At 71.8% G+C, this 17,850-nt stretch carries 16 protein-coding genes; 10 read left to right on the forward strand and 6 right to left on the reverse strand.

Annotated elements, in window-relative coordinates:
* Window positions 1–234: 234 nt before the first annotated feature.
* Window positions 235–891 (reverse strand): SRPBCC family protein, encoded by a 657-nt coding sequence (locus ABWV20_RS05265; protein ID WP_353353776.1) that lies wholly within the window; start codon window positions 889–891, stop codon window positions 235–237.
* 140 nt (window positions 892–1,031) lie between these two features.
* Here ABWV20_RS05265 and ABWV20_RS05270 point away from each other — a divergent pair, with 140 nt between their 5' ends.
* From ABWV20_RS05270 to ABWV20_RS05285, 4 genes are all read left to right on the forward strand, one after another.
* Window positions 1,032–1,232 carry a (2Fe-2S)-binding protein gene (locus ABWV20_RS05270; protein ID WP_353354190.1) on the forward strand — a complete coding sequence of 67 codons (201 nt, stop codon included), beginning with the start codon at window positions 1,032–1,034 and terminating at the stop codon, window positions 1,230–1,232.
* Window positions 1,219–1,707, forward strand: a complete 489-nt coding sequence (bfr, locus tag ABWV20_RS05275) for a bacterioferritin (RefSeq protein ID WP_353353777.1) — start codon at window positions 1,219–1,221, stop codon at window positions 1,705–1,707. Before ABWV20_RS05270 ends, bfr begins: the two co-directional genes overlap by 14 nt.
* A 32-nt stretch (window positions 1,708–1,739) precedes the next feature.
* Window positions 1,740–2,093 (forward strand): hypothetical protein, encoded by a 354-nt coding sequence (locus ABWV20_RS05280; RefSeq protein ID WP_353353778.1) that lies wholly within the window; start codon window positions 1,740–1,742, stop codon window positions 2,091–2,093.
* Between the two features lie 146 nt (window positions 2,094–2,239).
* On the forward strand, window positions 2,240–4,375 hold the full coding sequence (locus tag ABWV20_RS05285; RefSeq protein WP_353353779.1) for a glycosyltransferase: 2,136 nt from the start codon (window positions 2,240–2,242) through the stop codon (window positions 4,373–4,375).
* A gap of 53 nt (window positions 4,376–4,428) precedes the next feature.
* On the opposite strand, the gene ABWV20_RS05290 is transcribed toward ABWV20_RS05285, so the two are convergent.
* Both ABWV20_RS05290 and ABWV20_RS05295 read right to left on the reverse strand, forming a co-directional pair.
* The gene (locus ABWV20_RS05290) at window positions 4,429–6,132 is read right to left on the reverse strand and encodes an alkaline phosphatase D family protein (RefSeq protein ID WP_353353780.1); all 1,704 of its coding nucleotides are present in this window, start codon (window positions 6,130–6,132) and stop codon (window positions 4,429–4,431) included.
* 40 nt (window positions 6,133–6,172) lie between these two features.
* The gene (locus tag ABWV20_RS05295) at window positions 6,173–7,492 is read right to left on the reverse strand and encodes a cation:proton antiporter domain-containing protein (protein WP_353353781.1); all 1,320 of its coding nucleotides are present in this window, start codon (window positions 7,490–7,492) and stop codon (window positions 6,173–6,175) included.
* 255 nt (window positions 7,493–7,747) lie between these two features.
* Here ABWV20_RS05295 and ABWV20_RS05300 point away from each other — a divergent pair, with 255 nt between their 5' ends.
* Window positions 7,748–8,692, forward strand: a complete 945-nt coding sequence (locus ABWV20_RS05300) for an amidohydrolase family protein (protein WP_353353782.1) — start codon at window positions 7,748–7,750, stop codon at window positions 8,690–8,692.
* Between the two features lie 33 nt (window positions 8,693–8,725).
* Here the strand turns inward: ABWV20_RS05300 and ABWV20_RS05305 are convergent, their stop codons facing one another.
* Window positions 8,726–9,244: an Lrp/AsnC family transcriptional regulator gene (locus ABWV20_RS05305; protein ID WP_353353783.1), complete on the reverse strand. Its 519-nt coding sequence runs from the start codon at window positions 9,242–9,244 to the stop codon at window positions 8,726–8,728.
* A gap of 165 nt (window positions 9,245–9,409) precedes the next feature.
* On the opposite strand from ABWV20_RS05305, the gene ABWV20_RS05310 reads away from it, so the two are divergent.
* A complete protein-coding gene (locus tag ABWV20_RS05310; protein WP_353354191.1) occupies window positions 9,410–10,663 on the forward strand; it encodes a trans-sulfuration enzyme family protein in 1,254 nt (417 codons plus the stop codon).
* Between the two features lie 249 nt (window positions 10,664–10,912).
* Here ABWV20_RS05310 and ABWV20_RS05315 read toward each other — a convergent pair whose 3' ends face one another.
* Window positions 10,913–12,610: an alpha/beta hydrolase gene (locus ABWV20_RS05315; RefSeq protein WP_353353784.1), complete on the reverse strand. Its 1,698-nt coding sequence runs from the start codon at window positions 12,608–12,610 to the stop codon at window positions 10,913–10,915.
* 120 nt (window positions 12,611–12,730) lie between these two features.
* Between ABWV20_RS05315 and ABWV20_RS05320 the strand changes: the two genes are divergently transcribed.
* The 3 genes from ABWV20_RS05320 (at window position 12,731) to ABWV20_RS05330 (ending at window position 14,766) form a co-directional block, all read left to right on the forward strand.
* Entirely contained in the window at window positions 12,731–13,456 is a 726-nt protein-coding gene (locus tag ABWV20_RS05320; RefSeq protein ID WP_353353785.1) for a DsbA family oxidoreductase, read from the forward strand.
* A 76-nt stretch (window positions 13,457–13,532) separates the two neighbouring features.
* The gene (locus tag ABWV20_RS05325) at window positions 13,533–13,943 is read left to right on the forward strand and encodes an MmcQ/YjbR family DNA-binding protein (protein ID WP_353353786.1); all 411 of its coding nucleotides are present in this window, start codon (window positions 13,533–13,535) and stop codon (window positions 13,941–13,943) included.
* On the forward strand, window positions 13,936–14,766 hold the full coding sequence (locus ABWV20_RS05330; protein WP_353353787.1) for a 2-phosphosulfolactate phosphatase: 831 nt from the start codon (window positions 13,936–13,938) through the stop codon (window positions 14,764–14,766). Before ABWV20_RS05325 ends, ABWV20_RS05330 begins: the two co-directional genes overlap by 8 nt.
* 143 nt (window positions 14,767–14,909) lie before the next feature.
* Here ABWV20_RS05330 and ABWV20_RS05335 read toward each other — a convergent pair whose 3' ends face one another.
* Window positions 14,910–16,295, reverse strand: coding sequence for an NAD(P)/FAD-dependent oxidoreductase (locus ABWV20_RS05335; RefSeq protein WP_353353788.1), 1,386 nt, complete (start codon window positions 16,293–16,295; stop codon window positions 14,910–14,912).
* Window positions 16,296–16,444: 149 nt separating this feature from the next.
* Between ABWV20_RS05335 and ABWV20_RS05340 the strand changes: the two genes are divergently transcribed.
* The gene (locus tag ABWV20_RS05340) at window positions 16,445–17,815 is read left to right on the forward strand and encodes an aspartate aminotransferase family protein (RefSeq protein WP_353353789.1); all 1,371 of its coding nucleotides are present in this window, start codon (window positions 16,445–16,447) and stop codon (window positions 17,813–17,815) included.
* The last annotated feature ends 35 nt before the right edge of the window (window positions 17,816–17,850 follow it).

Genomic DNA, 17,850 nt, shown 5'->3' on the forward strand with positions numbered 1-17,850 from the left:
GCAGCTGCGCGCCGCCGATCTCGGACACGGGGGCCCACGGTGACGAATCACCAACTGTTGCCGGTTCCACGGCAGGACTCGCGCCGCAATCACATCAGCCAGACAGTCCTTTCCCCTGCCTTCTGGTTCGGTCGGGAGTCAGGAACAAACGCGGTCCGATCCCACAACCAGAACCACAGCCGTTTCTGAGAGATCCGCGAAAGACTGCATCCCCCGCCTGCGTCGGCCCCGGGTTCAGCGGCCGAGGACGTCTCGGGCCACGCGGTCGCGGATGCCCCGCAGCTGCTTTATTCCCATGACGGCGCTGACGACGGCCAGCGGCTCGACCACGGCCACAGCCGCGGGACGCGCCGGCGCGTACCGCTCACGGACGACGAGGCGGGTTCGGCGCCCGGAATGCCGACGCAGCACGAGGGCCCACGTGTAGTCGAAGGGGAACCCCTCCAGCGGAGTCTGGCGGTCCATGGGACCGGGGCGCAGCACGAGGTGCGAGCCGGCGTCCACGTCGGCGACGGTCAGCGCTGCTTGCGGGTGCAGTCGCACCTGGTCCCCCGCGCTGATGGACTGCCACTGTGGCTCGACGTGGTCGACGCTGTGGATGTCGCACCCGACGAGGTTCTCGAGCCAGTCGTGGCTGTAGAGGCCTCCCCGCCCCTGGCCGAGCTGGGCGATCCACGGCCAGACCGAGTCGGGCGGCCCGTCGACGGTGATGGCCCGCGTGGCGACCCGGTTCGCGTGTGGCAGGAGGTCGTCGCCCGGCAGCGTCTCGCTCAGCTCGGCGTGGGTCGCACCCCAGTTCAGGAGCGAGTAGCGCGCCGTCCACAGTGCCCAGCCGACGCCGGCGACGGCGCCGGCGGCTCCCATGCGACGAGTGATGCGGTTGGGCGACATCGTGCTTCGGACCTCCGTCTCGCTCCAGCGTCCCACCCCGCGCCTCGGCCGAGAGAGGCGCGGGGGCCATGACATGGACCACACTGTGTGGACGGCGCTCGACAGGGAGTTGAGGTAAGCCTTACCTTGGCTACGTGATCGTGTGCCACTGCGGAGTCGTCAACGACGACAGTGTCGTGCGCGCCGTCGACTCGGGCGCGCGGACCCTCTCGCAGGTGTGCAGGAGCACCGGGGCCGGCCAGGACTGCGGCGCATGTGTCTTCTCATTGCGACGGCTCATCTGCCAGCATGAGGACACTCAGCGCGCGACTCTCCTGGAGGTGGAAGGTGCAGCCAGCTAGCCCCCGCATCACCCAACTGCTCAATGATGCCCTGACGTTCGAGCTCACCGTCACCAACACCTACTTCCTCCACGCACGGATGCTCGACAACTGGGGCTTTCCGCGCCTCGGCAAGGTCTTCTACGACCTGTCGATCGACGAGATGCGCGACGCGGACGACCTCATCAATCGCATCCTCATGTTCGACGGGCACCCCAACGTCCAGCGCCTCAACCCGATCACCATCGGCGAGTCGCCCGAGGAGATGCTCGCGCTCGCCCTCGACAGCGAGAAGGCCGCCGTGGCCCAGTTCAACGCCTCGGCCAAGGAGTGCCACGACCTCGGGGACCACGGCACGGCCAACGTCTTCGAAGAGATGGTCCGTGACGAGGAGAAGCACGCCGACTGGTTCGAGAGCCAGCTCGACGCCATCAAGCGGGTCGGCGCAGCCGGCTACCTCGCCCAGCACCTCAAGGCGGGCGACGTCCCCGAGTGAGCAGTGCGCCCCAGGGCTGCCAGACTGGCGCCATGGAGGCCCACGATCCGCCGGCCGACCCCGTGTTCAACCGGGGCGACCGCGTCATGCTCGACCTGTCCGCGCTCGCTGAGCCGCCGGACGAGTCTGCCGCCCCCAGGGTGCACGAGGCCCATGCTCGGATGATGCGGGTGCACGGCACGCTCGGGACCGTCGTCCGGGGAGACGACACGCGCACGCTCACCGAACGACTCATCCATCGGCTGACCGGGCGTCCCGCAGCGACGGTGCGCGTGAGCTGGGACGCGCCGTCGGACGAGACGGCGGCGCCTCGGCGGCGGCGCCGCGACCGCCCCTACCTCACCCCGGTCGTCTACCGTGCCCAGCTGCGACACGTCGAGAGCTAGCCGCGCCGCCCGGGCCTCGCACCTGACCGCCTCCGGGAGCTCCGCGCATAACAAGGGTGCAAAGAGAGCGGCCGCGGTCATGGCTCGAGCCCTCCGCTTGGATAGGGTCTGCCGGGGTCTTGGAGCGGATCAGGAAGAGGGCGACGATGCAGCCAACGCCGAGGTTTGCGGTCCTGGAGGGCACGTCCCTGCACCGCTCGCGCTGGCTGCTCGTCGCCGGGAACCCACAGGAGATCTCCTGCCACCGAGATGGCGTGAGGGGGCTGGTCGAGGCGGGCCACACGGTCGAGCTCATCCACTTCGACCGCCTGCCTGCACCGCTCGACGTGCCCGTCGCCCCCCGGCGGATCTCCGCGGTGACCGACGTTCCGAAGCGGGTGCGTCGGGTGGCGAAGGCGATCGAGCTGGCCGTGCCTCCGACACGTCGCGCCAAGCTCGCCCTCGCGGCTGACGCGTCCCTCGCGCAGACGGTCCGGCAGGCGGAGTACGTGCTGCTTCTCGACGATGCTGCCGCCGGCGCCCAAGGGCCTCTGCGGGACCTCAACCCGACCGCGCGCTACTGGACCGGCGACCAGGTGGACGCGGTGCTCCAGGAGGAGCTCTGGTGGCGCTATCTCGACCGCCGGCTGCACCAGCTCTCGGGCAGCCTCCTCAAGCCGTTGCGGACCAAGGGCCTCATGGAGGCGGTGACCTGGCTCGAGCAGCGCGAGCCGGCGCTCTTTCCACCACCCGCGGACCTCCACCGGTTCTCCCGCAGCATCATCCACGGCTTCGTCAGCACCGGCCGCCTCGAGCGCGCTGCGGCGCTGCTCCGCCTGTGTCGCAGAGCCGAGAGCACGGTGCCACCCGGGGACGAGGCGCCTGCCTTCACTGCCCTGGAGATGCACCTGCGCCTGCATGACGAGGTGGTCCCCACCCGCGAGCTGGAGGGCCCGACCAGAGCGGTGTTCGCCTCGGCGGACGCCGCCCTCGAGTCGCTTTCGTGGCGGGACTGTGCAGGGCGCATGTCGATCGCGATCGACCTGCTCTTCCATCCCCGTCTGCACACCGACGTGCCGAGCACTCCCCTGGTCGATGACCCCACCGCCTTCACCGCCCCGCTCCGTGAGTCCCGCGTCGGCCGACTGCTCACCGCGCCCGCCGCGAACCCTCACGCCGCGACTGCCACGGCAGCAGCCGGACACCGCGTCCCCGACCGCTCGCGGCTCAAGGTGGTCTACCTGCCCGGCTCGTACCCCTGGCACGCTGCGCGCGCCCTCTCGGCCCTGCGCCACGACCCCCGGGTCGACCTGTCCGTGCTCCGGCTGCGGCAGACCACCCTGCAGAGCATGAGCATCGGCGAGTACTTCGTCACCTACCTGCTGGGCCGCGCGGTCCCGGGCGCCCCCGAGGGTCCGCGCCCGGGTGACCAGGACCAGCTCTCAGCGCTGGAGCAGGCTGACGTCGTCGTGGCCGACTGGGCTGACAAGGGAGCCGTCTGGGCCTCCCGGGAGCTGCCGACCGACGCGCGCCTGGTCGTTCGGGTCCACAGCGCCGACGTGCTCAGCGCGGGAGTCCACCTCGTCGACTGGTCCCGGGTGGACGACGTCATCTGCGTGAGCGAGCATCTCCGCCACGTCTTCGTCGCGCTGCTCGGCGACCGGGTCGCCCACCTCCGGATCCACGTCATCCCCAACCTCCTGGCCGACCTCCCCGCCGAGGTGGACGAGCCGGGCGGGGCTGACGGGCGCACGCTGGCCATGGTCGGCTGGGGCCAGAAGGTCAAGGACCCCCTCATGGCCCTCGAGATCCTCGCCGCCCTCCTGCGACGTGAGCCGGGGTGGCGCCTCCGGCTCATCGGAGCGGACTTCCCCGCGACCGACAGTGGGCTGGTCTCCGCCTACGTCGAGGCCTTCCGTCGTCGGGCGGCTCAACCGGACCTCGTCGACGCCATCGACTACACCGGGCACACCGCCGACGTCCCGGCAGCCCTGGCGGGGAGCTCCTTCATCCTCAGCACGAGTCTGCGCGAGTCGTTCCACATCGGCGCCATGGAGGGGATCGTCGCGGGCGCCGTCCCCGTCATCCGCGACTGGCCCGCCTTCGCCAGGTACCACGGAGCCGCCGGCCTCTTCCCGCCCTCGGCCATCTTCGAGACGGTCGACGAAGCCGTGGACATCATCTGGTCGCTCCGGGACCCGGCCGCTCGCCACGACACCCTCCGTCGAGCCCAGGAGTCGATGCGCTCCCTCCTCGACGGCAGGAGCGCCGCAGGACAGCTGCTCGAGGTCATCCTGGGCTGACACCAGGGATGCGCACGGAGGCCCTGCAGCCGCTCGGCTGCCGCGCGGGTCGGTCAGACCGCGACGATCCCGGGCTGCCCGGTCCCCTGGAGCCGCACTGTGGCGACCGTGGCGAGGGTGGGGTCTCCCTCGCCGTCCGGGAGCTCACCGCGTCGCCAGGTCAGCTCGAGGGCGGGACCATCGACCATGAGCTCCCCGATGCAGTTGTCGAACCACGGGCCGTCCGTGACACGCCACGGGTAGGCGGGGTCCGGGATCCGGCTCGACCGGCTGGCGATCCACCGCATCGGCCGGACCAGGCTCTTGGCGAACGCGGACATGAAGACCCGGAGCGTCCGGGGCATCGGGTTGCGGATCGGCGAGCAGACCACCTGGACGATGAGTGACCTGGCGCCGTACCGCTCCGCGTGGTCGACCTGCGCCACGTACGAGTTGTGGACGTCTCCGGACAGGAAGGTCACGGTGGCCGGGGCCCGGCCGCGCTCCCCGCGGGCCACCGCCATGACGAGCTCGAACACCTCGGCGAAGCCCTCGTTGAAGGCGGCCCAGTGCTCGAGGTCGACCGCTTGCCGCAGGCGCTCGGCCGCTCGGGAGACCGGCCGGGACAGCCGCTGGGACGAGAAGGCCCCGGTGGCGAGCATCTCGTCGATCGCCTCGAAGTCGTGCAGTCCCGGCGGGAGGAGGAACGGCAGCGACGTCCCGATGAGGAGGTGGTCGACGTCACCGACGAGCTGGTCGTCGAGCCAGGCCATCTCGACGGGATCGAGCATCGAGCGACGGTCCGGCTCGAGGACCCGAGCGGCCCGGGAGTCGACGACGACGAGCCTGCTGTCGCCGAAGTCGCGGACGTAGCTCCAGCGGTAGACGTCCGGGTGCCGGTCGACGCGGCTCGCCAGGTCCATCACGGCGTCGGTGAGGTCAAGCTCGTCGTCGCTGTCGTGCGACAGGACCCGGCGGTAGATCTCGTCCTCGCGCAGCTGGTCCGGAGACAGGTTGCCGATGTGCTGGTACACCCAGTACGACGCCAGCCCGCCCACGAGACGCTCGTGCCACCACGAGGTCCGGTTCATCGTCTCGTGCCACGTCCACGAGGTGTTCCAGTCGTCCCGGATGTCGTGGTCGTCGAAGATCATGCACGAGGGAACCGTCGACAACAGCCACCGGTTGGCCGGGTCGGTCCAGGCGAGGCGGTAGAGATGGGCGTACTCCGCGTAGTCCTTGATCTCCTCTCCGGGGGGCTCGTCGAGGCTGCGCCGCGCACTGATCCACTCCCGCATCGCCTCGGAGGTCAGGTCGGCGTACACCTGGTCGCCGAGGAAGGCGATGAGGTCGGGCTGCTCAGCCTCCCCCGCGGCGATGGCGAGGGCCAGGGCACGCAGCGCGTCCACGCCGTTGGTCTCGTTGCCCTCGCGGTCGTGCGGCACGGAGGTCCGACACGACCCGTAGGCGAGACGGGTCGGTTGCGTCCGGTCGATCGTGCGGATCCCCGGCGGCGGGTACCGGCTGTCCGGCGGCGGCCACACCGGCTGGCCGTCCACGGCGAGGACGTAGTCGCACGTTTTGGCCGGCTCCAGCCCGTCGACGACGACGAGCGCGTAGTGATGCCCCTCGACGCGGAAGGTCCGCGCGGACCAGGCGCGGGCCCCGCAGCGGACGGTGACCTCGGCGCTCGCTGCCGTCTCGACCCACACCGATGCCGTCGTCTCGTCGGCATAGCGGAGCATCGGCCCGAGCACCAGGCTCGTCGGAGCGTCCATGGTTCAGGCATACCCGCATTCGCTCCCCCGTGGAGCCGAATCAGGCTGTGAACCGGTCCCGCCGTGCTTCGAGCCGGCGCATGACCGGTGTCGCCAGGACGCCGTGGACGAACACGGACAGGGCGATCGACAGGGCCACCGTGGCCCACAGCCAGCGCTCCTCCGGGAAGGCGTGCTGCCCGGCGGCGTAGGCGAGGTAGTACAGGGAACCCACGCCACGGACCCCGAAGAAGGCCGTGGCGAGCGCCTCCCAGCGGGTCATGCCGCCTGAGGCGTCGGGGCGATGGCGCCAGCCGGCCAGGCTGACGACACCGGCGAGGGGCCGCACGACGAAGACGAGGAGCGCGGCGACGAAGACACCGCGCCAGTCAAGCGGTGCGAGCAGCCCGTTGGTCATCGCCGTGCCGAGCAGGAGCAGGACCATGAGGACGAGCAGCCTCTCGAAATTTTCGATGACCTGGTGCATCGTGGCGTGGAACTCATGGCCGCGTTCGGCCGCGCGCAGCGCCATGCCACAGGCGAAGACCGCGAGGAAGCCGTACCCCCCGACGATCTCACTCAGGCCGTACGTCGTGACGAGCGCGGCGAGGACGAGGAGGGGCTCGCCCTGTTCGGCCATCCGCAGGGTCCGCTTCGGCGCCCGGAAGGCCACCTTGGCCAGCCCCCACCCGACGACCACGCCGACGGCGACGCCGAGGACGATCTTGCCGACGAGCTCCCACGCCACCCATCGCAGGGCCCATTCGGTCGGCGGGCCCTCGACGGCGAGGAAGATCGCCGCATAGACGAAGGGGAAGGCCAGTCCGTCGTTGAGACCGGCCTCCGACGTCAGCGCGAACCGGACCTCGTCCTCCTCGTCGATCTCCTCGACGCTTTCGATGTCATCGTCCTCGTCGTCGATCACCTGCGGCCCGGAGACCTGGACGTCCCCGGCGAGGACCGGGTCGGTCGGGGCGAGGACGGCGCCGAGCAGCAGGGCGGCGGCCGGCGCCAGCCCGAGCCGCCAGCCGAGCAGCGCGACCGCGGCGATGGTGATCGGCATGGCGATGGCGAGCAGTCGCCAGGTCGCGCTCCAGGCGCGCCACGAGGACCGGTCCCGGAACGAGAACGGCCGGTCCAGGGCCAGCCCGACGCCCATCAGCGCGACGAGCACGGCGATCTCGGTGACCCGCTGGATCACGGGCCGGACGTCGACCGGGTCGAGCGCGAGCCCGTCGGGCAGCGGGGCCAGCCCGATGGCCATCCCGAGGACGAGCAGGACCATCGGGGCCGAGACGGCGAAGCGCGTCAGGACGGGCGGCAGGACGGCCGCGAGGAGCAACGCGAGCCCGGCGACGAGGTAGACGACGTTGATCGGCATTGCTGGCAATGGTGCCACCCACCAGACGTCGTACCGTCCCTGTCGTGGAGGAACACGACGACGACTGGGTGAGGTCGTATGCCGCTGGGCTCGGTGCCGACGTCACGCCGACGTCACGGCGGCGTCACGGCGGCGTCTGGGCGACGGGCCCGGTGGATGTGAGGATGAGGACATGACTCATCAGCCACCGCCCTTCCCGGTAGGCACCATGCGCTCCTCCGACCGAACCGGTGTCCGCGCCGAGCAGGGCGACCCGTGCCGCGGGCTCTTCCCCAGCTGATGGGGACGCCGACCGACCACGTCGAGGACGCCGCAGCCGTCCGCGCGGCAGCCGCCGCCCTCGGACTGCCCGGGATCGTCGACGTCCACACGCACTTCATGCCGCGCAACGTCCTCGACAAGGTGTGGGCCTACTTCGACGCGGCCGGCCCGCTCGTCGGCCGCCGCTGGCCGATTCGCTACCGCCACGACGAGGACGAGCGGGTGGCGCAGCTGCGCGACTTCGGTGTCCTCGCCTTCACGTCGATGCTCTATCCGCACCGGGCGGGGATGGCCGAGTGGCTCAATGCGTGGGCCGCCGAGTTCGCCGCGCGGACCCCCGACTGCCTCCACACGGCCACGTTCTTCCCCGAGGCCGGTGCCCGGGACTACGTGGCCCGGGCGATCGACGAGGGCGCCCGGGTCTTCAAGGCCCACGTCCAGGTCGGCGGCTACGACCCGACCGACCCGCTCCTCGACCCCGTCTGGGACCTGCTCGCCGAGGCCGGGGTCCCGACGGTGATCCACTGCGGATCCGGGCCGGCGCCGGGTCGGTTCACGGGCCCGGAGCCCATCCGACGAGTGCTGGCCCGCCACCCCCGACTGCCGCTCATCATCGCTCACATGGGCATGCCCGAGTACAGCGAGTTCCTCGACATCGCAGTGGGTCACGAGCACGTCCACCTGGACACGACGATGGCCTTCACCCCCTTCGTCGACGAGATGATGCCGATGGACCCCGCGACGGTCGCCCGCCTGCCCGACCTCGGCGACCGGATCCTCTTCGGCAGCGACTTCCCGAACATCCCGCACAGCTACGTCGTCGCCGTGGAGTCCGTGCTCGGGCTCGGGCACGGGGCCGACTGGAACCGGGCCGTCCTGCACGACAACGCGGTTCGCGTGTTCGCACTGGCTCCGCTGGGTCGCGCGGAAGGATCCTGACCCCACGTCGAGTGTGCAGCTCGCGCCCGGTCGTCAGCCGAGCTGGCGCACCCCGACGATGCGCTCGAAGACCAGACTCGTCTGGGCGTGGGCCACGCCCTCCACCGCCGTCAGGTGGTCGAGCACCAGGTCGCGCAGGTCGTCGCTGGTGGGCGCAGTCACGTGCACGAGGAAGTCGTCGGCGCCTGCCACGTGGAAGGCCGCGATGACCCCTGGGACTGCGGCGATGCGCTCGCGGAACGAGTCCATCGACGTGCGCGTGTGGACGGCGAAGCGAAGGGCGATGATCGCCTCCATGGGCTGTCCCAGCGCGGCGTGGTCGACCTCGGCATGGACTCCCCGGATGACTCCGGAGTCCCGCAGCGCACGGACCCGTCCGGCGCAGGTGGACTCGGGGAGGTTGACGCGGCGGGCGAGCTCGGCGTTGGAGAGCCTGCCGTCGTCGAGCAGGGCGCGCACGAGGGCACGATCCGTCTCGTCCAGGGGACGGGCGGGCGGAGGCGGATAGAGGGCTCGCGGATTCCGCGGCTCACCTGTTGACCGATCGGGCATGACCCGCAGGATCCACCACTTGGCAGGGGAATGTCGAGGGTTCTGCGGGATTATTGCCGTGATGTCGCTGGTTCCGTGAGGATTCTCGCTATGGCTCCCGACTTCACCTCGGACACATCTGTGGCTGTCCCACCCGTCACCTCGGGCGACGCAGGCACGCCCGCCCTGGCCCGCGAGACCGTTGCCGTGCACGCCGGCCGGGAGGACTGCACCGCGATCGGCGTCCACGTCCCGCCGCTGGACCAGTCGAGCACCTATCCCCTGCCCTCTGTCGACGCCGGCGGCGCCGCCTACGAGCGGATGGCGACCGGCGGCCGGCCGGAGCCCGCTGACTCCTTCGTCTACCAACGACTCTGGAACCCCAACGTCGACCGCTTCGAGCGAGCGCTGGCCCGCCTGGAGGACGCCGAGGAAGGCGTGGCGTTCGCTTCCGGCATGGCCGCCATCACGGCGTGCCTCGTCGCGACCGTGGCGGCCGGCCGGCCACACGTGGTTGCCATCCGGCCGCTCTACGGCGGCACGGACCACCTGCTGGCCACCGGTCTCGTCGGCACGTCGGTCACCTGGGCGACGCCCGACGAGGTCGCCGCAGCCATCCGCCCCGACACCGGGCTCGTCATCGTCGAGACCCCGGCCAACCCGTCACTCGACCTCGTCGACCTGCGGGCGGTCGTTGCCGCGGCGGGATCCGTCCCCGTCCTCGTGGACAACACCTTCGCGACACCGATCCTCCAGCAGCCCCTCCACCTCGGCGCGACCCTGAGCGTCCACTCCGCCACCAAGTTCCTCGGCGGACACGGCGACCTGCTCGGGGGCGTCGTCGCGACGAACGAGGAGTGGGCCGTCCGGCTCCGCCAGGTCCGGGCGCTGACCGGGGGCCTGCTCGCGCCGACGTCGGCCTACCAGCTCCACCGAGGCCTGCAGACCCTGCCCGTGCGGGTGCGCGCCCAGCAGGAGACCGCTCAGGTCGTCGCCTCCTGGCTCGACCGCCAGTACGACGTGGCCCGAGTCGCCTATCCGGGGCTGCCCGGCGGCGACCCCCGCGGTCTGGTCGGCACGCAGATGGCAGGCCCCGGATCGATCCTCGCCATCGTCCTCGAAGGCGGGTACGCCTCCGCCGCTGCCTTCGCCGAGAGCTGCCGGCTCATCACGCACGCCGTGTCGCTGGGCGGCGTCGACACCCTGATCCAGCACGCGGCCGCGCTGACCCATCGCCCCGTGGCCCCCGAGGCCCGACCGAACGCCGGCCTGCTCCGGCTCTCCGTCGGCCTCGAGCACCCCGCCGACCTCATCGCCGACCTCGACGGGGCGCTCCGTGCCGCCCGCGCGGCGACTCCCAGGAGCGAGCCGCACGACGACGCCCCGGCCGCGGCGTCAGCCGCCCAGGACGCCCCGAGGGAGCTCGAGGCCGTCCGCTGACCCTCCCTCCACTCGAGTGGCCCGGGTATCCCCATCACCCCGCCCCTCGAGTGGCCCGGGTATCCCCATCACCCCACCCCTCGAGTGGCCCCGCGGTGCACACGTACCCGCCCCTCGGGCTGTGGACTGAGGGGCCACTCGAGTGAGGGTGGGGGCCGGAGGTTCGCCGAGCGGCGTCCGGGCTGTGGACTGAGGGGCCACTCGAGTGAGGGTGGGAGGGGAGCGAGCCCAGCGGCATACGAGCTGGTGTCACCGGGCGCGGTGGACCGCCTGCTGCACCCCGGCGATGATGCGGGAGTAGTCCGCGTCCGGCTCGCCGCCCAGCACCGCACCCCAGGCGGGGACCAGCTCCGCTCCGTAGCGGTGCCCCAGCCCGTCAGCGGGGTCGTGACCCACGGCCATGTCCGTGGTCAGCTGCCAGAAGGTGACGAAGGGAATCCACGTGACGTCCGGGTTGACGTCCCGACCCCTCGGCTCCCGGAGCCAGTCCGGCTCGGCGCCGAGCGTGGCCGGGTTCCACCAGACGACCGGGTCGGACGGGTGCTGAGCGTAGACGTAGCGGGGGAAGGCCCACTCGCCGTAGTCGCGCCCGTAGTAGTCGTGGGTCAGCTCCTCCGCGTTGGTCGCAAAGCGGAAGTGCCGGCCGTCCTCGATGACCGGCGCGATCTCCAGGCTCCCCGGTGTGCGGGCACCGGTCAGCTCGGCGTGGATCCGGGTGAAGGTCGGCGTGCCGACCCACACCCCGCCGTCGGCCCGGCGCAGCATGTCGTCGGCGTCCGCGAACGCCGCGTGACCGCCGTAGGACCCGAGGGACTCGCCGCCGACGACGAGCCGGGGGCGACGCCCTTCGGGCAGCTTCGACCACTCGGCGTGGACCTTGTCGAAGAGGACGCGCCCCGCCTCCCGCGGCGTCTCACGGTCGGTCAGGAGAGCCACCGCGCTCGGCACGTAGCTGTACTGCATCGCGGCCACGGCGCTGTCGCCACCGGCGAGGTACTCGATCGACTTGGTCGACCAGTCGTCGACCCACCCCGTGCCGGTCGTCGTGATGACCGCGAGCACGCTGCGCTCGAAGGCCCTGGTGCGGTGCAGCTCGGCCACCACCGCGTCGGCGACCTGCTCGATCGTCCGGTCGTCACCCTGACCGGCATAGACCCGGATCGGCTCCTTGGCAGGCCGCCCGGTCGCCGCCTGGATCTGCACGGCGCGAGAGACACTCGTGACGAACAGCTGCCCCTGGAAGCCGAGGCTCGAGTAGCTCTGCGTCGACCCCGGCCCCCCGGAGACGAACACGGACGTCGGGGCCGACCGGCCCGCTGGCTGCCGCGCGTTGACCTGCGCGGCACTCGCGGCCATCGCCTGCATACCGCGGTGGAAGAGGACGCTGTCGGAGACCCAGAGGGTTGCCGTCCCGACGACGATCACCGCGACGATGGAGGCGAGCGTGCGGGGCAGCACCTGCCCGGCCGCCTCGGCCAGCCGGTGGGTCGCCCGGCGCAGGCCGCGGGCGATCCCGAGCAGCAGCACGGCCAGCGCGACCGCGAGCGCGATCGCGCCGAGCCAGTCGACCGGCCGCAGGGGCCTCAGCCCGAGGAACTCGGCCGTCCGGCCCTGCGAGCGGACGTTCGAGACGGTGAGGGCGACGACGGCGACGGCGCTCAGGATCGGCAACGCGACGCGCAGGAAGTGCTCGGTCTCGCGGCTGACCGAGACCCGCAGCTCGATGAGGCGGGCGACCGCACGCACGACCCAGGCCACCAGGACCCCGAGGCCGTAACCGGCCGCCGCGCACAGCCCGCTGATGACGCCCTGGTAGTACCAGGTCCGCGGGAGCAGGCTCGGCGACATCGAGATGAGGAAGTACGCAGCCGCGAAGAACAGCCCCGGCCCCGACAGGTGCCACCACCGAGCCGGCCAGGCCCGGGCGGAGATCGCGGTGGAGGGCATGAGGCCACCCTAGGCACGACAGGCGCCGCCCCGCGCCCCGTTTCCGGCGCGCGCCCGGCCGGCCCGCCGTCGGTGGACGTCCAGCGCCCCGCCAGCCGGCAGGAGATAGGTTGTCGAGTCGTGAGGATCGACATCTGGACCGACATCGTCTGCCCCTACTGCTATCTCGGGCGGCGCCGCTTCGAGCTGGCCCTGGAGCAGTTCGAGCACCGTGACGAGGTCGAGGTCCAGTGGCACAGCTTCGAGCTCGACCGCAACGCCGACCCGGTCGTCGAGCACGACCTGCCCGACCTCATCGCGGCCAAGTACGGCACCTCGCGCGAGGAGGCCACGGCGCAGCACGAGAGGCTGGCCGTCGAGGCAGCCGCTCTCGGGCTGGAGCTCGACTGGCGCCGGGCCCGCCACGGCAACACCTTCGACGCGCACCGCCTCGTGCACCTCGCGGCCGAGGTGGGGGGCCCGGAGCTCGCCGGCCGCACCCACGACCGGCTCATGCGCGCCTACTTCGCCGAGGGCCTCGCGATCGGGGACCGGGACTCCCTCGTCCACCTCGCCCCCGACCTCGGCCTCGACCCGGCCGCCGTCCGCGCGATGCTCGACTCGGATGACTACGGCAACCACGTCCGCAGCGACGAAGCCACCGCGAAGATGCTCGGCATCACCGGCGTCCCCTTCTTCGTCCTCGACCGGCGCTACGGCGTGTCCGGCGCCCAGCCCACCGAGGTCTTCGAGCAGGCCCTCGCCCAGGCGTGGACAGCCAAGGACGAGGCCCGGGAGCCCGCCATGTCCGGCGGCGGGTGCGGCGGGTGCGGGCCGGACGGGTGCGGCGGAGCCTGCAGCGCCTGAGACCCGGCCACCCCCTCGACGGCGCGGGGAGCGCCCGGCGAGCTCAGCGGCATACGCCCTCGCGTAGCGTGGAGGCATGTCGCATCCCGTGATGTTCGACGAGACGGATCCCCATCTCGCGCGGCTGCGCCCGATCTGCCTCGCGCTCCCCGAGGCGCAGGAGAAGGTATCCCACGGCCGGCCGAACTTCTTCACCCGCAAGGTCTTTGCGATCTTCGGCGGCTCGATCAAGGGGGACCACTTCTCTCCCGTCGCCCGGCGAGCGCTCCTCTTCCTGCCGGACGCGAGCGAGCACGAGGCGCTGCTCGCGGACGAGCGGTTCTTCGTGCCCGCCTATGTCGGGGCGACGGGGTGGCTCGGCCTCAGCTTCCACCTCACGGGCGGCCCCGAACGCGTCGACTGGGACGAGGTCGCCGAGCTCGTCGACGGGTCCTACCGGCTCACGGCGCCCGCCAGACTCGTCAAGGAGCTCGACTCCCGTGCGTGACAGCTGGAGTCAGGACGACGGCACGATCCGCGTCGAGTGGGGTCCCGTCGGGGCTGAGGCACTCGTGTCGTATGCCGCTGAGCGCGGTCCCGTCGTCGCCGTCGTCATCGACGTGCTGAGCTTCACGACGGCGGTGACGGTGGCGGTCGACGCGGGGATGACGGTCTGGCCCTACCGGTGGAAGGACGACTCGGCGGCCGCGTTCGCCCGGGAGCACCGGGCCGAGCTGGCCCTGGGGCGCGCCGCTGCTGCGAGGCATGGCGGAGTCAGCCTGTCGCCCGGGGCGATTCGCGATGCCGCCGGCTCGGTCGAGCGACTCGTCCTGCCGTCTCCGAACGGCTCGACCATCAGCGCCCTGCTCGACGGGGCGGGCGCCGTCGTCGCGGCCGGGTCGTTGCGCAACCGGTCCGCGGTGGCGGCCTGGGTGATCGGCAAGCTCGACGCCCTGGCGGTCGGCGCCGGACGGAAGGGGACCGTCGGGGACCCCGCGGTGATCGTCGTGCCCGCCGGGGAGCGCTGGCCCAACGGCAGCCTGCGCCCGGCCGCGGATGACCTCTGGGGTGCCGGCGCCATCGTCGACGCGATCGTCACCAAGCTGGAGCACCGCGCGGGTCCGATGCTGCCGAGCGCCGAGGCCGCCGTGGCGCTGGCGGCCTGGTCATGGGTGCAGGAGCGGGTGCCGTCGTCGCTGGAGGCGTGCGCGAGCGGCCGGGAGCTGGTCGACATGGGCTTCGCGGATGACGTTCGGATGGCGGGCGAGGTGGACGTCAGCCAGGCGGTGCCGGTCCTCGTCGACGGCGCCTTCCGCCCCGCCACCTCCTGAGGATCGAAAGAGCAGTTCGCGACACCTGATCGAAAGAGCAGTTCGCGACACGTCGCGCCGGGGTGACCCGGGCGCGACGTGTCGCGAACTGCTCTTTCGATCGTCGCGAACTGCTCTTTCGATCGGCCTGAGGCGCTGGGGGGCTACTGGCCGATGGCGGTCCAGAAGGCGGCGGCTGCCCGCGACGGCCGCCCCGACCGCTGCTCCGACCGGTCAGCGGCACCCATCAGCGCGGTCACGGCATTGACGCCGAGCCAGCGCAGCGGCTCGGGCTCCCACGACCGGGAGGTCCGGCCCGCCCACGGCAGGGAGGCGAGATCGTCGGGGTCGTCGTCGCGGATCAGGGCGGCGAGGGTGCGACCCGCGAGCGCAGACGTCGCGACCCCGTCACCGACGTAGCCCCCGGCGAAGGCGAGTCCGGTGCGCCGGTCGTGGCGCACCGATGGGTACCAGTCCCGGGGCACGCCGAGGCTGCCGCCCCAGGAGTGCGTGAACGCGACGTCTCGGAGGACCGGGAAGAGGTCGACGAGGACCCGTTGCAGCGTCGCATGGACCCGGTCGTCGCGCTCGTAGGCCGGGGACACCCTCGACGCGTAGTGGTAGGGGGCGCCCCGGCCACCGAAGGCGATCCGCCCGTCCCGGGTGCGCTGGCCGTAGATGACGAGGTGGCGGTTGTCGGCGAACGTCGTCCGGTCGCGCAGCCCGATCTGGTCCCACACCTCCTCCGGGAGGGGCTCGGTGGCCGTCATGAGGGAGTAGACGGGCGCGAGGGCGCGGCGTCGCCCGGCGATGGTCGCGGTGTAGCCCTCGGTGGCGAGGACGATGTGGTCGGCGCGGATCGTCCCGTGTCGGGTCACGACGTGGCGGCTGTGGACATCGGTCGCGGCGGTCTGCTCGTGGATGGTCACGCCGCGCCGCTCGACGGCGCGCGCCAGCCCGCGGACCAGTCGCGCCGGGTGGATCGCCGCGCAGTGCGGGGTCCAGGAACCGCCGAGGGCTCCGTCGACCGCGGCGATCTCATGCACCTCGCCGGCGTCGAGAAGGCGGTGGTCGTCCGCGCCGAAGCCCCACGCCTGGTAGTCGGCGACGTGGGCGCGGATCCGCTCCAGCTGCGCTGGGTTGCGCGCGGCGGACAGGGACCCACCCTGGTCGAAGTGGCAGTCGATACCCTCGGCCGCCGCCACCCGGCCCACCTCGGGCACCGTCGCGTTGAGCAGGTGCTGCATGCGCACCGCGCCCGCACGGCCCCGGTCGAGGGCCATCCGCCGCAGCGAGGTGGGAAACAGCGCGGAACACCAGCCGCCGTTGCGCCCGGAGGCGCCGTACCCGGCGATCTCCTTGTCGATGACGACGATCCGCGTCCCGGGGTCGGCGAGGGCCAGGTGGTAGGCCGTCCACAGCCCCGTGTAGCCGGCGCCGATGATCGCCACGTCGGCATCGAGGTCTCCGGCGAGGGCCGGCCGGGGGGTGAGCTCTTCGCCGACGGTGTCGTGCCACAGGCTGAGACCGCGGTAGTCGGACGGGGGCATAGGCGGAAGTATGCCGCGATTCGCGCCGCTTGACGATGCTGGCTCGACCGATCTCGTCCCTCAACCTGACTTCACCTTCGAAATCAGTCGTGCTGGCCCGTGTGGACAACCACTTCCGCAGCGGCGGTCCGTTGGGCACGATGAGCCACATGACCGACTACGCGTCCCTCGACCGCATCCGTCTGTCCGCGCTGCACGCGAGGGAGCTGGACACCTTCCGTGCCGCTCGGCCCCGGTCGGCGGCACTGGCCGAGCAGGCCCGCGCCCATCTGCCCGGGGGCGTCCCCATGAGCTGGATGGTCAAGTGGCCGGGAGACCACCCCGTCTTCGTCGAGCGGGCCGCGGGCGCCCACTTCACGTGCGTGGACGGCATCGACCACATCGACCTCTGCCTGGGCGACACGGGCGCCATGATGGGCCATTCCCCCGAGGCCACCGTCGAGGCCGTCACGGCCCAGCTCGCGAGGGGCATCACGACCATGCTGCCCACCGACGACGCGATCGCCGTGTCCACGGAGCTCGCCCGCCGCTTCGGCCTGCCCTACTGGCAGTTCACCCTGACCGCGACCGATGCGAACCGCCAAGCGATCCGGTACGCCCGGCATCTCACCGGTCGCCGCAAGGTCGTCGTCCACGACTACTGCTACCACGGGTCCGTCGACGAGGCGTTCGCGACGCTCGACTCCCGGGGCCGGACGACCTCCCGACGCAGCAACATCGGTCCTCCCGTCGACCCGGCGCAGACCACGCGCGTCGTCGAGTTCAACGACGTCGACGGCCTCGAGAGGGCCCTCGCCGAGGGCGACGTCGCGGCGATCCTCGTCGAGCCGGCGCTGACGAACATCGGGATCGTCCTGCCGGACGACGGCTACAACGAGGCCGTCCGCGAGCTCGCCACGAGGCACGGCGCGTTGCTCGTCAACGACGAGACGCACACCATCTGCGCCGGGCCGGGCGGCGTGACCGGGGCGGAGAGCCTCCACCCGGACCTCCTCGTCATCGGCAAGTCGATCGGAGGCGGCATCCCGTGCGGCACGTTCGGGTTCACCGACGAGGTGGCCGAGCGGATCGCGCGGTCGGCCGACCTCGAGGACATCGACGTGGGCGGCATCGGGGGCACCCTCGCAGGCAACGGCCTGTCCATGGCGGCGATGCGGGCGACGCTCGAGCAGGTCATGACGGAGGCAGCGTTCGACCACATGATCCTGCTGGCGCAGGCCTGGGCCGAGGGGGTGCAGGCCGGGATCGATGCCGTCGGCGCGCCCTGGCACGTCACCCGCCTCGGTGCGCGCGCGGAGTACGCCTTCTCACCCGCACCGCCGCGCAACGGTCACGAGGCGCACGCAGCCGACGACTTCGAGCTGCAGCAGTACCTGCACCTCTACGCCCTCAACCGGGGCATCCTCCTGACGCCCTTCCACAACATGGCCCTCATGTCACCGTCCACCACTCGCGACGACGTCGACGTCCACACGGTGATGTTCCACGAGTGCCTGAGGGAGCTGTTCAGCCAGCCCTAGGAGGAGGACGACCGGGCTGGGAGCGAGCTCAGCGG

This window comes from Intrasporangium sp. DVR, from assembly GCF_040365325.1.
Classification (GTDB): domain Bacteria; phylum Actinomycetota; class Actinomycetes; order Actinomycetales; family Dermatophilaceae; genus Intrasporangium.

Bases quoted from the DNA above. Each gene is read 5' to 3' on its own strand.
- ABWV20_RS05265 (WP_353353776.1), bottom strand. From the start codon at position 891: ATGTCGCCCAACCGCATCACTCGTCGCATGGGAGCCGCCGGCGCCGTC.
- ABWV20_RS05280 (WP_353353778.1), top strand. From the start codon at position 1,740: ATGGAGGCCCACGATCCGCCGGCCGACCCCGTGTTCAACCGGGGCGAC.
- ABWV20_RS05285 (WP_353353779.1), top strand. From the start codon at position 2,240: ATGCAGCCAACGCCGAGGTTTGCGGTCCTGGAGGGCACGTCCCTGCAC.
- ABWV20_RS05290 (WP_353353780.1), bottom strand. From the start codon at position 6,132: ATGGACGCTCCGACGAGCCTGGTGCTCGGGCCGATGCTCCGCTATGCC.
- ABWV20_RS05295 (WP_353353781.1), bottom strand. From the start codon at position 7,492: ATGCCGATCAACGTCGTCTACCTCGTCGCCGGGCTCGCGTTGCTCCTC.
- ABWV20_RS05305 (WP_353353783.1), bottom strand. From the start codon at position 9,244: ATGCCCGATCGGTCAACAGGTGAGCCGCGGAATCCGCGAGCCCTCTAT.
- ABWV20_RS05315 (WP_353353784.1), bottom strand. From the start codon at position 12,610: ATGCCCTCCACCGCGATCTCCGCCCGGGCCTGGCCGGCTCGGTGGTGG.
- ABWV20_RS05325 (WP_353353786.1), top strand. From the start codon at position 13,533: ATGTCGCATCCCGTGATGTTCGACGAGACGGATCCCCATCTCGCGCGG.
- ABWV20_RS05335 (WP_353353788.1), bottom strand. From the start codon at position 16,295: ATGCCCCCGTCCGACTACCGCGGTCTCAGCCTGTGGCACGACACCGTC.
- ABWV20_RS05340 (WP_353353789.1), top strand. From the start codon at position 16,445: ATGACCGACTACGCGTCCCTCGACCGCATCCGTCTGTCCGCGCTGCAC.